Below are 13042 nucleotides of genomic sequence, written 5' to 3' on the forward strand. Positions count from 1 at the left end.
CGCCACGGCCAGCCACAGTTCATAGAATGGCGCCCTTGTCCGCGCGACCACCACAACACCCATGACCGACGCCCTGAACGCCCTCTCCAAGTCCTTTGAGCCCGCCCCGATCGAAGCCCGGTGGGCGCCGCAGTGGGAGGCCAGCGGTGTCTACGCCCCGACGCTGGACCCGGCCAAGCCCAGTTTCTGCGTCCAGCTGCCGCCGCCGAACGTGACCGGCACGCTGCACATGGGCCATGCGTTCAACCAGACCATCATGGACTCGCTGACGCGCTACCACCGCATGTCGGGCGACAACACGCTCTGGGTGCCCGGCACCGACCACGCGGGCATCGCGACACAGATCGTCGTCGAGCGCCAGCTCCAGGGCCAGGGCGTCAGCCGCCATGACCTGGGCCGCAAGAACTTCGTCGCCAAGGTCTGGGAGTGGAAAGAGCAGTCCGGCGCCACCATCACGCAGCAGATGCGCCGCATGGGCGACTCGGTGTCGTGGGGGCATGAGTACTTCACGATGGACGACAAGCTGTCCAAGGTCGTGACCGAGACCTTCGTGCGCCTGTTCGACGAGGGCCTGATCTACCGCGGCAAGCGGCTGGTGAGCTGGGATCCGGTGCTGAAGTCGGCGGTGTCGGATCTGGAGGTCGAGAGCGAGGAGGAAGAAGGCTCGCTGTGGCACATCCGCTACCCCATCGACGACTCGGACGAGTCGCTGGTGGTGGCGACGACGCGGCCGGAAACCATGCTCGGCGACACCGCCGTGATGGTCCACCCGGAAGACGAGCGCTACACCCACCTGATCGGGAAACAGGTGCGCCTGCCGGTCACGGGCCGCCTCGTGCCGGTGATCGCCGATGACTACGTGGACAAGACCTTCGGCACCGGCGTCGTCAAGGTCACGCCCGCGCACGACCAGAACGACTACCAGGTCGGCCTGCGCCACCAGCTGCCGATGCTGACCATCTTCGACCTGGAGGCCAAGGTCAGCGCCCATGAAGCCACCGACATCCCGGCCGAGTACGTCGGCGTGGACCGCTTTGCCGCCCGAAAGCTGCTCGTGGCCCGCTTCGAGGCCGAGGGGCTGCTGGTCGAGGTGAAGAAGCACAAGCTGATGGTGCCGCGCTGCGCCCGCACGGGCCAGGTGATCGAGCCGATGCTGACCGACCAGTGGTTCGTCGCGATGACCAAGGTGGGTGCGAACGGCAAGTCCATCGCCGACGAGGCGATCGAGGCGGTCGAGTCCGGCGACGTGAAGTTCGTGCCGGAGAACTGGGTCAACACCTACAACCAGTGGATGAAGAACATCCAGGACTGGTGCATCTCGCGCCAGCTCTGGTGGGGCCACCAGATCCCGGCCTGGTACGGCGAAAGCGGCCAGCTCTTCGTCGCCCGCAGCGAGGACGAAGCCCGCGCCAAGGCAACGGCGGCGGGCTACACCGGCGAACTCAAGCGCGACGGGGACGTGCTCGACACCTGGTATTCGTCGGCGCTGGTGCCCTTCAGTACGCTGGGCTGGCCCGAGCAGACGATCGAGCAGGATCTCTTCCTGCCGTCCTCGGTGCTGGTGACCGGCTACGACATCATCTTCTTCTGGGTCGCCCGGATGATCATGATGACCAAGCACTTCACCGGCAAGGTGCCGTTCAAGCACGTCTACATCCACGGCCTCGTGCTCGACGCGCAGGGCAAGAAGATGTCCAAGTCCGAGGGCAACGTGCTCGACCCGGTCGACCTGATCGACGGCATCGAACTGGCGCCGCTGCTCGACAAGCGCACCCAAGGCCTGCGCAAGCCGGAAACCGCGCCCAAGGTCCGCAAGGCCACCGAGAAGGAATTCCCGGACGGCATCCCCGCCTATGGCGCCGACGCGCTGCGCTTCACCTTCGCGGCGATGGCGACGTTGGGCCGAAGCGTCAATTTCGACTCCAAGCGCTGCGAGGGGTATCGCAACTTCTGCAACAAGCTGTGGAACGCCACCCGCTTCGTGCTGATGAACACCGAAGGCCAGGACTGCGGCCTGAAGGAGCACACCAAGGCCGAATGCGCCCTCGGCGGCCCGGCGCACGGCTACCTGCGCTTCAGCCCGGCCGACTTCTGGATCACCAGCGAGCTGCAGCGTGTCGAGGCCGCCGTGGCGCAGGGCTTCGCCGACTACCGCCTAGACAACGTCGCCAACGCGATCTACCAGTTCGTCTGGGACGAATACTGCGACTGGTACCTGGAAATCGCCAAGGTCCAGCTCCAGGTCGCCAAGGACGCTGGCGACGAGGCCAGCGCCCGCGCCACGCGCCGCACGCTGATCCGCGTGCTGGAGACGACGCTGCGGCTGCTGCACCCGGTGGCGCCGTTCATCACGGCGGAGCTGTGGAACGGCGTGGCGGTGGTGGCCGGGCGCAAGTCGGCGGAGTCGACCGACACGGTGGCCACGGCCGCCTACCCGGTCGCGCAGCTCGGCAAGATCGACCCGGCGGCCGACGCCTGGGTGGCGCGGCTCAAGGCCGTCGTCGGGGTCGTGCGCGCGCTGCGCAGCGAGATGGGGCTGTCGCCGGCCGAGCGCGTGCCGCTGGTGACCTTCGGTGATGCGGACTTCCTCGGCCAGGCCGCGCCGGTCATCCGGGCGCTGGCCAAGCTGGCGGAGGTGCAGGTGTTCACCGACGAAGCCGCCTTCGCCGCCGCGACCGAGATGGCGCCGGTGGCGGTGCAGGGCGCCGCACGGCTGGCGCTGAAGGTCGAGATCGATGTGGCGGCCGAGCAGGTGCGGCTGGACAAGGAGATCACGCGCCTGACCGGCGAGATCGCCAAGGCGACGGCCAAGCTGGCCAACGAGAGCTTCGTGGCGCGCGCCCCGGCCACGGTGGTCGAGCAGGAGCGGGCGCGGATCGCGGCGTTCAGCGAGACGCTGGCGAAGCTGCAGTCGCAGCGGGCGCGGCTGGGCTGATCCGCTCGCGCAGCAGGGGCGGGTGGGTGGCCCCATGCCGGGCACCTTCCCGCACGGTGGCCGGCGTGCTGCGCAGCACGTCATGCACCTGCCGCGCCACGCCCCAGGCGCTGCGCAGGCGCGCCTCGCGGGTGTAGGAGCCGAGGCGGGGGGTGGTCTGGAGGCCGGTGGCGCCATGCAGCGGTTGTCCGGGCTCCAGCGTCCCGGGGGCGATGCAGTCCAGCCAGGCCGCGGCCATGCGCCCGCTGTTGAGCAGATCGGCCAGCACCCTTTCGTCGAACAGCTCGATCGGTGACACGCTCACCAGCACCTGCCCCGGTTTGCACCATGGCAGGACGCGGTCGCCCAGCAGGCCGATGTAGCGGCTGTAGATCGGCAGGTGCAGGCAGACGGCATCCGACTGCTCGAACAGCTCGCGCAGCCCGACCGGCTGCACCCCCCAGCGTGGCCACTGGGCGCCGGAGGCGTGCAGGGCCGGGTCGTAGCCGCGCACCTGCGTGCCCAGGGACTGCAGCAGCGTGGCCAGCCGGCGTGCGCCCGGCCCCATGCCGACCAGGCCGACGGTGCAGTGCGCCAGCTCCCGGCCGACGATGCGGTGGGGTGCCAGCGGGTTCGGGCGCAGCAGGGTCAGCAGGGCGCCGAGCATGAACTCGGCCTCGGCCGGCGCCACGGCCTCTGGGCTGCGCAGCACCTCGACGCCGGCCCGGGCACAGGCCTCCAGATCCAGCTGTTCCGGTCCGCCGACGATCCGGCCGATGGCCCGCAGCATCGGCGCCCGCGCCAGCACCCGGGTGTTGACCGGCACCTGCGCCGGCAGCATCACCGCGCGGGCCTGCGCCAGGGCGTCGCCGAAGCGTTTGCGGTCCTCGACCAGCCGGGGGGCGTAGTGGACCTCGTGGCGGGCCTGCAGCCATTGCAGCACGTCGCTTTCCAGGGGTTCGGCAACCAGCAGGTCCATGGTGTGAGGGGCAATTCGTGAGAGATGAACTGGCGTGGATGGTAATCAGCACGCCAGTGCCTTAGGCCCCCCTGATCACGCGCCGAATGGTCACGTTCCCGTGCCAGAATTGAAGCAGTTGACGTGGTTTAGGCGTCCTTTAACGATTTCTTCAACTCCATTCCAACCTTTTTTCACAGGGTCTGTCCGCACATGCAAATCAAGAAAGCCATTTTCCCCGTTGCCGGTCTGGGCACGCGTTTCCTGCCCGCCACCAAGGCGCAGCCCAAGGAAATGATGCCGGTGGTCGACAAGCCGCTGATCCAGTACGCGGTCGAGGAGGCCTACGCGGCCGGCGTGCGCGAGATGATCTTCGTGACCGGCCGCCACAAGCGCCCGATCGAAGACCACTTCGACATGACCTTCGAGCTGGAAGTGGCGCTCGAAAACGCCAACAAGACCGAGCTGCTGGAGGTCGTGCGCAGTGTCAAGCCCAAGGACATGGAGTGCATCTATGTCCGCCAGGCGCAGGCGCTGGGCCTGGGCCACGCGGTGCTGTGCGGGCAGCGGCTGATCGGCAACGAGCCGTTCGCCGTGCTGCTGGCCGATGACCTGATGATGGGCGAGCCGCCGGTGCTGGCGCAGATGGTCGAGCAGTACCAGGAATGGCGCGCGTCGATCCTGGCTGTCCAGGAAGTGCCAGCCGAGCACACCAAGCGCTACGGCATCGTCGCCGGCACGCTGGTCAACGACCGCGTGATGGACGTCAGCAAGATCGTCGAGAAGCCGTCGCCGGAAACCGCGCCGTCACGCTGGGGCGTGGCGGGCCGCTACATCCTGACGCCGGGCGTGTTCCATGAGATCGCCACGCAGCCGCGCGGCGTGGGCGGCGAGATCCAGCTCACCGACGGCATCGCCGCGCTGCTGCGCCGCGAGAAGGTGTTCGCCTACCGCTATGAAGGCCGCCGCTACGACTGCGGCAGCAAGGAAGGCTTCCTGGAGGCCAACGTCGAGCTGGCCCTGAAGCACCCGGAACTTGGCGACTCGTTCCGCCAGTACCTGAAGAACCTGGAGTTCTGATGTCCTGACCGCCTGTGTCCGTGCCGGCCTCAGCGCCGGCGCAGCAGGTGGACGAACTCGTTGCCTGGCAGCGTCTCCTGCCCGAGCAGGGCGTGCCCGGTCTGGCGCGCGAAGGCCTGGAAATCGCGCAGCGAGCCCGGGTCGGTCGCCAGCACCCGGAGCACCTGCCCGCTGGCCAGGTCCGCCAGCGCTTTCTTGGCTTTCAGGATGGGCAGCGGGCAGTTGAGCCCGCGGGTGTCGATTTCCTTGTCGGCAGTGGTCTGGGTGTCCATCGGGGCTCCTTGGCGGCCCTGATTCTAGTCACGCCGGTCCGTTCGCCGTGCGCGGGTTTTCAGCGCTGGTAACGCTGCGCCAGCGCCTGCTGGGCGCTCACGCCGGTCTCGCCGACACGCTGGTAGCGGCCGGTGCTGTCGAGCGTCCACGCATCGCGCTCGTCGCGCAGGTAGGGCACCAGGCATTCGTCGATCACGCGCTGGCGCAGGCCGGCGTCCCGGATCGGCCAGGCGATCTCGATGCGGCGCAGCATGTTGCGCGACATCCAGTCGGCGCTGCTGAAATACAGCGCTTCGTCCGATTCCTGCGGTCCCCAGCGGAAATACAGCACCCGCGTGTGCTCCAGGAAGCGCCCGACCACCGAGCGCACCCGGATGCGATCGGTCTGTCCTGGCAGTCCCGGCGGCAGCGCGCAGGCGCCACGCACGATCAGGTCGATCTCGGCGCCCGCCTGTCCAGCGGCGATCAGTGCGCGGATCAGCGTGACGTCGGTCAGGGCGTTGCACTTGCAGACGATGCGCGCCGGCTGTCCGGCCCGGGCAGCGTCGGCGACCCGCTCGATCAGCGTCACCATCGTCGACTGCAGCGTGAAGGGCGCCACCAGCAGCTGTCGGGTCGGGCGCAGCGTGTTCAGGCTGGCCAGATGCAGGAACACGGCGTCCGCGTCCGCGGTGATCTCGGGATCGGTCGTGAGGAAGCCGACATCGGTGTAGAGGCGCGCGGTCTTGGCGTTGTAGTTGCCTGTCGACAAGTGGCCATAGCGCACGAGGCGGCGGCCTTCCTTGCGGGTGACCAGCAGCAGCTTGGCGTGGGTCTTCAGTCCGACGATGCCGTAGACCACCTGCACGCCGACCGCCTCCAGCCGGTCGGCCCAGTTGATGTTGGCTTCCTCGTCGAAGCGCGCCTTCAGCTCCACCACCGCCAGCACTTCCTTGCCACGCCGCGCCGCCTCGATCAGCAGGTCCATCAGCACCGACTCGCTGCCGGTGCGGTAGATGGTCTGCTTGATGGCGAGCACCTGCGGGTCTTCCACTGCCTCGCGCAGGAACTGCAGCACCGGGTCGAAGGACTCGAAGGGCTGGTGGGTCAGGATGTCGCGCTCGGCCATGCAGTCCATGACCCGGTGGCCAGGCGGGAGCTGGTCGGTCGGCCACGACGGTTCGTGGGGGACGAACCGCAGGGCCGGCGCGTCGGCGCGGTCGATGAGCGTGTTCATGCGCCCCAGATTGACCGGGCCATTGACGCGGTAGAGCGCAGCAGCGGGCAGGTCGAACTGCGTCAGCAGGAAGTCCGACAGGCGCGTCGGACAGGTATTGACCACCTCGATGCGCACGGCACGGCCGTAGTGGCGCGTCGTCAGTTCGCTGCGCAGGGCCTGGCGCAGGTTGGTGACGTCATCCTCGTCGACATCCATGTCCGAGTCGCGCGTCACGCGGAACTGCGAAAACGCCGTCACTTCCCGCTCCGGGAACAGCTCGCCCAGGTGGGCCCGGATCACGCTGGTCAGCAGGACAAACACCTGCTGGCCGTCGGACAGCCGCTCCGGCAGGCGGATCACCCGCGGCAGCACCCGCGGCACCTTGACGATGGCGATGGTGTTTTCGCGCCCGAAAGCGTCGATGCCGGCCAGCTGCGCGATGAAGTTCAGCGACTTGTTGGCGACCTGCGGAAAGGGATGCGCCGGGTCCAGCCCGACCGGCACCAGCAGCGGCTGCACTTCCCGGTGGAAGAACTGGGCCACCCATTGCCGCTGGGCTGCGTTGCGGTCGGCGTGGTTGACGATGATGATCTGCTCGGCGGCCAGCACGGGCATGACCTCGTCGTTGAAGATGCGGTACTGCTCGTCGATCAGCGCATGGGCGTCGGCGGCGACGACGGCCAGATCGCTATGGCTCGTGCCGCTGTCGGGCAGGCGGGCCGCGTCGAGCGCGTCGGAGAAGCGCACCTCGAAGAACTCGTCCATGTTCGACGAGACGATGCAGATGTAGCGCAGCCGCTCCAGCAAGGGCACATCCGCCCGCCGGGCCTGGGCCAGCACGCGGCGGTTGAACTCCAGAATCGCCCGTTCCCGGCTGAGCAGGGGTAGTGGCGCGGCGGGTGTGGTCGAGACAGGTTCAGACATCCTGCAATGCTATGCCCCCTGCATGACCTGTTTGTGACGGTCGGTCGGCTGCCGCGCCGGAAGTCTCAGCCGGTTTGCACGGTCTGCAGCCGCGTGGCGTTGACCTTGGCCCAGGCGTCGACCTCGGCTTGCAGCAGGTGCAGCGTGCGCGGGTGCGTGCGGCCCCAGTCGGCGGAGAAGGCCAGCACGGTCAGGCGACCCTCGGCGTGGAGCTGGGGCAGCGGCAGGTCCGGCGCGCTGCGGGCGTGGCACAGCAGCACCGCCAGCCGCAGCACCAGCACCTGCTGCGCCAGCACCGGGTCGGCCAGCGCGGCCTCGATCTTGCGCAGCCCGCCGCGGTGGCCGAGCACCAGATCGGCCAGCCGGCGCTGCTGGGTCTGCGAAAAACCGGGGGCGTCCACATGGCCGATCAGGTAGGCGCTGTGGCGGTGGTGGTCGTGGTGCGACACCATCATGCCGATCTCGTGCAGCGCAGCGGCCCAGCCGAGTTCGCGCTGGAGGTCGAGTGCGGCGCGGGGCTGGACCTGCCGGTGCAAGCGGATGGCGATGTCCTGTACCCGACGCGCCTGGGCCACGTCGACGCGGAAGCGCTGCTGCAGCTCGACCACCGTGTCGTCGCGCAGGTCGTGGTGGGCGGGGTCGCGGTCGGCGGCCATGCGCTCTTCCAGGTCGAAGATCACGCCCTGGCGCAGCGCACCCCGCGCCGGCTGCAGCGCCTCGATGCCGAACTGCGCCGCCAGCGTGCGCAGGATCGCCAACCCGCCGCCGAGCACCGCACGGCGCTCCGGCTTGAGTCCCGGCAGCTTCAGCGCATCCTGGTGGCCGGCACGCAGGCAGGCCGCGATGCACCAGTCCAGACCCTCGGGCGTGATCACGCCGTCGCTGATGCCGTTGGCGACCAGCAGCTGCGAGACTGCGCCCGCCGTGCCGGACGACCCCAGTGCCTCGACCCAGTTCTGGTGCGAGAACTGCGCCAGTGCCTCTTCCAGTTCCGCGCCAGCGGCGATCTGGGCGGCCTGGAAGCGCTCTGCGGTGAAGTGGCCGTCGGGGAAATACTGCATCGACAGGCTGACGCTGCCGATGCGGAAGGATTCGGCCTGCAGCGGCGTGGATCCGACGCCGATGATCATCTCGGTCGAGCGCCCGCCGATGTCCACGACCAGCCGCTGCCGGTCCGAGGGTTGCAGCCGCGCGACGCCTTTGTAGATCAGCCGCGCCTCTTCCCGCCCGGAGATCACCTCGACCGGATGCCCCAGGGCTTCGCTGGCCCGGGCCAGGAAGGCATTGCGGTTGGTCGCCTCGCGCAGTGTCTGCGTGGCGACGGCGCGCAGCTGCCGGGCCGGGATGCCGGCCAGCCGGGTGCGAAAGCGCGCCAGGCAGGCCAGCCCGCGCAGCGCGGCCTCCTCGCTCAACAAGCCGTCGGCATCCAGGCCTGCACCCAGGCGCACGGTGTCCTTGAGGTAGTCGAGGCGACGGTAGCGGCCGCGGCTGGTCTGGCCGATCTCGAGCCGGAAGCTGTTGGAGCCGATGTCGATCGCGGCGAGCACGCCGCGCCAGGACGGGCCCGCAGAGGGCGGAGCGGGTGGCGCAGGCGGCGCGGGGAGAAGGTTCTGGGAAAGCATGGCGCCATTGTCCATGTCTGCGGCGAGGAGATGTGACAAGTGACCGTGTCGCAGGCGTTTCTAGAATGCATCTCCACCCTCGACCGACCAGGAGACCTCCCATGACCGACCCCGTCAACCAAGCCGAGTTCGACAGCCTCACCCCCAGTCAGGCTTTCACCCGGCGCAATTTCGTGCAGACGGCCATCGGCAGCGGTTTCGCGGCGGCGGTGCTGCCGGTGGTGGCGCAGAACGTCATCAACACGCCCGCGGACGGGCTGACGGTCGGCGAGGTGACGATCGACGTGAACGGCTTCAAGATGCCCGCTTACCGCGCCGCACCGGCGGGGGGCAAGAACCTGCCCGTGGTGCTGGTGATCAGTGAGATCTTCGGTGTCCACGAGCACATCGCCGATGTCGCCAAGCGCTTCGCCCGGCTGGGCTATCTGGCCATCGCGCCCGAGATGTTCGTGCGCCAAGGCGACGCAGGCAGCTATGGCGAGATCGCCAAGCTGCAGGCCGAGGTCATCTCCAAGGTGCCCGATGCGCAGGTCATGGGCGATCTGGATGCGACCGTGGCCTGGGCTGCGGCCAACGGCGGGGACACGGCGCGCCTCGGCATCACCGGTTTCTGCTGGGGCGGACGCATCACGTGGCTGTATGCCGCGCACAACCCGGCGGTCAAGGCGGGAGTGGCGTGGTACGGGCGGCTGGTGGGCAACACGACGGCGCTGACGCCGCGGCACGCGGTCGACCTGGCCGGTGACCTCAAGGGGGCGGTGCTGGGCCTCTACGGCGAGAAGGACACCGGCATTCCGCTGGACACGGTCGAGAAGATGAAGGCGGCGCTGGCGGCGGGCAGTGCTGCTGCGAAACGCTCCGAGTTCGTCGTCTACCCGGACGCCCCCCACGCCTTCCACGCCGACTACCGGCCGAGCTACAGACCCGCTGCAGCGCAGGACGGCTGGGCGCGCTGTCTGGCGTGGTTCAAGGCCAACGGCGTGGCCTGAACTGCAAGGTGAGCACCGGTCGACCCTGCGGTTGACCGCGGTCAAGCAGGGGGGTCCACAGGGGGATGGGCTTCAGGTGCCGCCAGTACACTGCCGCACCGCTTCCTGGATGGACCTTCCGCTGCATGACCTCGCGCCGCCGTTTCCTGTTGTCTCCTGCTGCCGCTCTGCTCGTGGCGGCCTGTGATGCCCGCGTGCCGGATGCTGCGGCGTCCGCTGGGGCTGCCTCGGCACCCGCACCGACCACTGCGCCGGCTGCTTCCGCAGCCCCTGCCGCGCCGACGCCAGCGGCGTCCACCGCTGCGTCCGCACCCGCACCCGCTACAGCCGGTGCGCGTCCTCCCATCTTCGTGCTCAACTCGCTGGACGCGACCGTCAGCGTGATCGATCCCGTCACCATGACCGAACTCCGGCGCCTGCCCACCGGCAAGGAGCCGCACCACCTCTACCTCTCGCCGGACGAAAAATCGCTGCTGGTGGCCAATGCGGTCGGCAACACCATCACGCTGGTCGACCCGCGCACGGGCCAGATCCAGCGCACGCTGCCCGACATCATCGACCCCTACCACCTGCGCTTCTCGCCGGACATGCGGTGGTTCGTCACCGCGGCGAACCGGCTCAACCATGTGGATCTGTATCGGGTCACGCTTCCCGCAGCGGGCGGGTTCGAACTGGCCCTGGCCAAGCGCCTGTCGACCGGCAAGACGCCCAGCCACCTGATGATCGACACGAAGTCCACCGTCGTCTACGTCAGCATCCAGGACAGCGACCAGCTCACCGCGATCGACCTGGCCACCCAGACCATGCGCTGGACCGTGCCTTGCGGCAAGATGCCCGCCGATGTCTACCTGACCGCGGACGACAAGACGCTGCTGGTCGGGCTGACTGGGGATGCGGTGGTCGAGGCGTATGACGTAAGCGTCAACCCGCCGAAGCTGATCAAGCGCATCCCGACCGGCGCCGGCGCCCACGCCTTCCGCGCCTGGGGCGACAAGCGGCATGTGCTGGTCAGCAACCGCGTGGCCAACACCATCAGCCGCATCGACACGCAGACGCTCACCGTGGTGGACAACTATCCGGCGCCGAGCGGTCCGGACTGCATGGACCTCTCGCCGGACCGCAAGTTCATCTATGTCGCCTCGCGCTGGGCCGGCAAGCTGACGGTGATCGACACCGAGCAGCGCAAGGTGGTGCGCCAGGTCAACGTCGGCAAGTCGCCGCACGGCGTGTGGACGCTGGAGCACGCCGGGCGGCTTTGAGTCGGTGACGGCAGCGAGAACATGATGAAGCGCCCGATCGCACAAGGTGTGGCGGCGGCCGTGCTGGTGCTGGTCGCTGGCAGCGGGCAGGCGGCCTCCTGCGCCAAGCCGCTGTTCCTGACCTTCGACACCGGCCACATGGGCGTGGCGCCGCTGGTGGCCGAGGTGCTGGCGCGCCAGCAGGTCAAGGCCACCTTCTTCCTCGCCAACGAGCGCACGAAGACCGATGGCGGCAGCCTGGACGCTGAATGGGCACCCTGGTGGAAGGCCCGCGCCGCGGAAGGCCACCTGTTCGGCTCGCACACCTTCGATCACGTCTACTGGCGTGCCGACCGGGCGGACGGCAGCTTCGACATGCGCCCGACCTTCGGTCCGCAGGCGAACCGGACACTCAGGATGGACACTGCAGCCTACTGCGCCGAGCTGCAGCGCCCCGCCACTCGATTCACCGAGATCACCGGCCAGCGCGTGGCGCCGCTGTTCCGCGCGCCGGGGGGCAAGACCTCGCCTGCGCTGCTGGCAGCGGCGGCGCGGTGTGGCTGGGCGCATGTGCCGTGGAGCCCGGCCGGTTTCCTCGGCGACGAGCTGTCGAGCGAGAAATTCCCCAACGCGGCGCTGCTGCACAAGGCGCTGCGTGACATCCGGCCTGGCGACATCCTGCTGGCGCACCTGGGCATCTGGTCGCGACAAGAGCCGTGGGCGCCGGCGGTGCTGGAGCCGCTGATCGCTGGCTTGAAGCAGCGCGGCCACTGCTTCGCGACGCTGGCCGAACATCCCGCCTACCGGGACGCCCTGCGCGCCACGCCGACCCGACCCTGAACCCGTCAACCCGTGATTCCGTGACCCCATGATCGACACGCTCATCGACGCCTTCGGGCGGACCCAGCAATGGCTGTTCGAGACGCTCGTGCAGCCGGTGGTGTTCGGGCTGGGGGGGGCGTCCATCCTGGTGGATGCCTACAACGCGACCGGCTGGTTACTGATCGGGCTGCTGCAGCTGGGGGTCATCGTCGGGGTGTTCGGGGCGCTGCAGCGCTGGCGTCCGGCCGAGGCCGTCACCGACCGCGCGGCGGTGCGCACCGACGTGCTTTACACGCTGCTCCACCAGCTCGGGTTGTTCCGGCTGGTGCTGTTCTTCGCGGTCGATCCGCTGTGGGAAGCGCTGTGGGGCTGGCTGGCGGTGCAGGGCGTCGCGGGGGTGCACCTGGACGCCTGGCTGGCGCCGCTCTGGCCGGGGGTGACGGACACGGCGCTGGCGGGTTTTCTGCTGTACCTCGTCGTGTTCGACCTGGTGAACTACGGCATCCACCGGGCACAGCACCAGTGGGACTGGTGGTGGGCGCTGCATGCGGTCCACCACAGCCAGCGGCAGATGACGATGTGGACCGACAACCGCAACCACCTGCTCGACTCGCTGATTGTGGACATCCTGATCGTGCAGATCGGGCATGCGATCGGGGTCGCGCCGGGGCAGTTCGTCGCGGCGGTGGCGGTGTCGCAACTGGTCGAGAACCTGTCGCATGCCAATGTGCGGCTGGGCTTCGGCTGGCTGGGCAGTCGCCTGGTGGTCAGTCCGCGCTTCCACCGGACGCACCACGCCATCGGCCTCGGCCACGAATCGGCCGGGCCAGGCACGCTGGGCGGGCACAACTTCTCGGTGCTGTTCCCGGTGTGGGACGTGCTGTTCGGGACCGCACGCTTCGATGGCCGCCTGGAGCCGACCGGCATCCGCGACCAGCTCCCTGAGGCGGGCGGGCGCGACTACGGGCGCGGCTTCTGGGCGCAGCAGCGGCTGGGCTTGCTGCGGCTGGTCGGGCGGGCCTGA

At 68.9% G+C, this 13042-nt stretch carries 10 protein-coding genes; 6 read left to right on the forward strand and 4 right to left on the reverse strand.

Annotated features, from left to right (window positions below; translation table 11 throughout):
- Positions 1-61: 61 nt before the first annotated feature.
- Positions 62-2935 (forward strand): valine--tRNA ligase, encoded by a 2874-nt coding sequence (locus U5O44_RS14520; protein WP_322589165.1) that lies wholly within the window; start codon positions 62-64, stop codon positions 2933-2935.
- Here the strand turns inward: U5O44_RS14520 and U5O44_RS14525 are convergent.
- A complete protein-coding gene (locus U5O44_RS14525) occupies positions 2886-3893 on the reverse strand; it encodes an NAD(P)-dependent oxidoreductase (RefSeq protein ID WP_322589166.1) in 1008 nt (335 codons plus the stop codon). The two genes, U5O44_RS14520 and U5O44_RS14525, sit on opposite strands and share 50 nt — an antisense overlap.
- A 192-nt stretch (positions 3894-4085) precedes the next feature.
- On the opposite strand from U5O44_RS14525, the gene galU reads away from it, so the two are divergent.
- A complete protein-coding gene (galU, locus tag U5O44_RS14530; protein WP_322589167.1) occupies positions 4086-4952 on the forward strand; it encodes a UTP--glucose-1-phosphate uridylyltransferase GalU in 867 nt (288 codons plus the stop codon).
- Positions 4953-4981: 29 nt separating this feature from the next.
- Here galU and U5O44_RS14535 read toward each other — a convergent pair whose 3' ends face one another.
- The 3 genes from U5O44_RS14535 to U5O44_RS14545 form a co-directional block, all read right to left on the reverse strand.
- The gene (locus U5O44_RS14535) at positions 4982-5224 is read right to left on the reverse strand and encodes a sulfurtransferase TusA family protein (RefSeq protein ID WP_322589168.1); all 243 of its coding nucleotides are present in this window, start codon (positions 5222-5224) and stop codon (positions 4982-4984) included.
- 59 nt (positions 5225-5283) lie between these two features.
- On the reverse strand, positions 5284-7347 hold the full coding sequence (gene ppk1 / locus U5O44_RS14540; protein WP_322589169.1) for a polyphosphate kinase 1: 2064 nt from the start codon (positions 7345-7347) through the stop codon (positions 5284-5286).
- 65 nt (positions 7348-7412) lie between these two features.
- Positions 7413-8969 carry a Ppx/GppA phosphatase family protein gene (locus U5O44_RS14545; protein WP_322589170.1) on the reverse strand — a complete coding sequence of 519 codons (1557 nt, stop codon included), beginning with the start codon at positions 8967-8969 and terminating at the stop codon, positions 7413-7415.
- Between the two features lie 101 nt (positions 8970-9070).
- On the opposite strand from U5O44_RS14545, the gene U5O44_RS14550 reads away from it, so the two are divergent.
- From U5O44_RS14550 to U5O44_RS14565, 4 genes are all read left to right on the forward strand, one after another.
- Positions 9071-9958, forward strand: coding sequence for a dienelactone hydrolase family protein (locus tag U5O44_RS14550; protein WP_322589171.1), 888 nt, complete (start codon positions 9071-9073; stop codon positions 9956-9958).
- A 125-nt stretch (positions 9959-10083) separates the two neighbouring features.
- The gene (locus tag U5O44_RS14555) at positions 10084-11217 is read left to right on the forward strand and encodes a YncE family protein (RefSeq protein ID WP_322589172.1); all 1134 of its coding nucleotides are present in this window, start codon (positions 10084-10086) and stop codon (positions 11215-11217) included.
- 24 nt (positions 11218-11241) lie between these two features.
- Positions 11242-12036, forward strand: coding sequence for a polysaccharide deacetylase family protein (locus tag U5O44_RS14560; protein ID WP_322589173.1), 795 nt, complete (start codon positions 11242-11244; stop codon positions 12034-12036).
- 31 nt (positions 12037-12067) lie between these two features.
- A complete protein-coding gene (locus tag U5O44_RS14565) occupies positions 12068-13042 on the forward strand; it encodes a sterol desaturase family protein (protein WP_416222217.1) in 975 nt (324 codons plus the stop codon).

Origin of the sequence: Sphaerotilus sp. (assembly GCF_034519685.1) — a bacterium.
GTDB lineage: Bacteria > Pseudomonadota > Gammaproteobacteria > Burkholderiales > Burkholderiaceae_C > Sphaerotilus.

Coding starts and splice junctions, on each gene's coding strand:
- U5O44_RS14550 (WP_322589171.1), top strand. CDS start 9,071: ATGACCGACCCCGTCAACCAAGCCGAGTTCGACAGCCTCACCCCCAGT.
- U5O44_RS14560 (WP_322589173.1), top strand. CDS start 11,242: ATGAAGCGCCCGATCGCACAAGGTGTGGCGGCGGCCGTGCTGGTGCTG.
- U5O44_RS14525 (WP_322589166.1), bottom strand. CDS start 3,893: ATGGACCTGCTGGTTGCCGAACCCCTGGAAAGCGACGTGCTGCAATGG.
- ppk1 (WP_322589169.1), bottom strand. CDS start 7,347: ATGTCTGAACCTGTCTCGACCACACCCGCCGCGCCACTACCCCTGCTC.
- U5O44_RS14535 (WP_322589168.1), bottom strand. CDS start 5,224: ATGGACACCCAGACCACTGCCGACAAGGAAATCGACACCCGCGGGCTC.
- U5O44_RS14520 (WP_322589165.1), top strand. CDS start 62: ATGACCGACGCCCTGAACGCCCTCTCCAAGTCCTTTGAGCCCGCCCCG.
- galU (WP_322589167.1), top strand. CDS start 4,086: ATGCAAATCAAGAAAGCCATTTTCCCCGTTGCCGGTCTGGGCACGCGT.
- U5O44_RS14555 (WP_322589172.1), top strand. CDS start 10,084: ATGACCTCGCGCCGCCGTTTCCTGTTGTCTCCTGCTGCCGCTCTGCTC.
- U5O44_RS14545 (WP_322589170.1), bottom strand. CDS start 8,969: ATGCTTTCCCAGAACCTTCTCCCCGCGCCGCCTGCGCCACCCGCTCCG.